This window comes from Rhizobacter sp. P1_G5, assembly GCF_056405435.1.
Genome location: NZ_JBFUCB010000960.1, coordinates 1 through 1,476, shown reverse-complemented (window position 1 = coordinate 1,476; position 1,476 = coordinate 1). Strand labels below are relative to the sequence as shown.

General features: G+C 66.2%; 2 protein-coding genes and 1 pseudogene. 1 reads left to right on the top strand and 2 read right to left on the bottom strand.

The genetic code is table 11. From position 1 onward, the window contains the following. Positions 1–686, bottom strand: a 686-nt coding sequence (locus tag AC1D12_RS33135; protein ID WP_477845350.1) for a type II toxin-antitoxin system HipA family toxin, incomplete at its 3' end; no start/stop codon positions are given. Then, a complete protein-coding gene (locus AC1D12_RS33130; protein WP_477827968.1) occupies positions 683–1,006 on the bottom strand; it encodes a helix-turn-helix domain-containing protein in 324 nt (107 codons plus the stop codon). The genes AC1D12_RS33130 and AC1D12_RS33135, both read right to left, overlap by 4 nt. Positions 1,007–1,229: 223 nt before the next feature. On the opposite strand from AC1D12_RS33130, the pseudogene AC1D12_RS33125 reads away from it, so the two are divergent. After that, positions 1,230–1,476: pseudogene (locus tag AC1D12_RS33125) on the top strand (protein-methionine-sulfoxide reductase catalytic subunit MsrP); the annotation flags it as partial.

Genomic DNA, 1,476 nt, shown 5'->3' with positions numbered 1-1,476 from the left:
TGTTTGTGGTGCGTGCGCGGCATCGCGATGCCGCAGGCGCGCGCGGCGATCGAGTACGCGTACTCGACGGCGCAGACCTCGTGATGCTCGCCGCGGGCGGGGAACTTGACCAGCCAGGGGGTGCCGGGCGTGCTGCCACCGGGCTCCTCGTGCGAGCTGATGCGTCGCGTGTCGGGGTCGAAGTTCACCAGCACCTTCGGTCGTGCACCTTGCGGCGATCCACCCATCATCACCAGCGTGTTCAGGGCCGCCACATCCTCGCCTTCGACCACCGCCTGCGCCGCGGTGGCGAGCTGCAGCAGCGAGAGGTGCTCGTCGGCCGGCGCCCAATCGTCGGCCGGGCGGAACACCCAGGCCCCCATCGCGCGCTCGCCGATGAACGCCAGCCGGTCGAGCGGCGACAGGCGCACCGGATCGCGCCCGCTCTTCAGGAAGAGCTTGTCCATCAGCAGCAAGYCCCAGCCGTCGGGCAGCACATCGGCCAGCAGACCGGGCAGGTGCGACTGGAAGGCCGGGAAGCCACCGTAAGCCTCGGACCGCAGCGGCAACTGCATCGCCGAGAACTCGACGCCGCGGCGCATCGCTTCGGGCGAGTACTCGAACAGCAACTGCGTGCCGTTGTCGGCCAGGCTGCCGAGCAGCCAGTCCTGGCCCCAGCCGCGGAACAGGACGTCGAGCTTCTTCATCGTGGTGCCATGCCGGCGGGGCGGCGCGCCCGCTGGCGCGGTGCCATGGCAGCGCGTTCCATCTCGGCGATGCTGATGTGTGGCTTGAGCATGAGAACGTTCTCGAGATCGCTTGTCAGCGAGAGCGCCTGCACCACCCGCACGAAGGTTTGCAGCGTGGTGTTGCCGTCGGATTCGAGCTTCTTGATCGCGCCGAGCGCGACGCCTGCACGCTGCGCCAGCTCCTGTTGGGTGACGCGCGACGCGAGGCGCTGGGTGCGCAGGCGACTGCCGAGCTCATGGACGAGTTCGTCTGGCGTGGCAAGCTTGATGTCGACCATCTGAAAAACTTAGTAGATATTTGAAAGTCTATTATTTAATAAATTACGATTTAATGGACATTTAAGTGTCTTCTATATTCTTCAACGAAGTGCAAACAACACTGTAGCCGGGTTCATTGGCCCGAAGGTCGATGCCGGGGCAACTCGGGACAAATGTCCCCTGTGCTCCATGCAGCAGCCCGTCGAAGACCCGGAGGCCCACCACCCTCGCCGACCGCCCCGCATGACCCCCTTCCCGAGTGAGATCACGCCGCAGCACCTGTGCCTCGACCGCCGCCAGGCGCTCGCGCTGACCGGTGCGGCGCTCGCAGGCCGCGTGGCAAGCGCCGCCGCCGCCGACGACATCACCCCGCGCGAAGCCGCGACCCGCCACAACAACTACTACGAGTTCTCGCCCGACAAGGCGGCCGTCTGGAAGCTCGCCGAAGACTTCCGCACGACACCATGGACCGTGATGGTCGACGGCGAGG

What these genes read in the sequence shown, in the direction of transcription:
- AC1D12_RS33130 (WP_477827968.1), bottom strand. Translation starts at nt 1,006, where the DNA reads ATGGTCGACATCAAGCTTGCCACGCCAGACGAACTCGTCCATGAGCTC.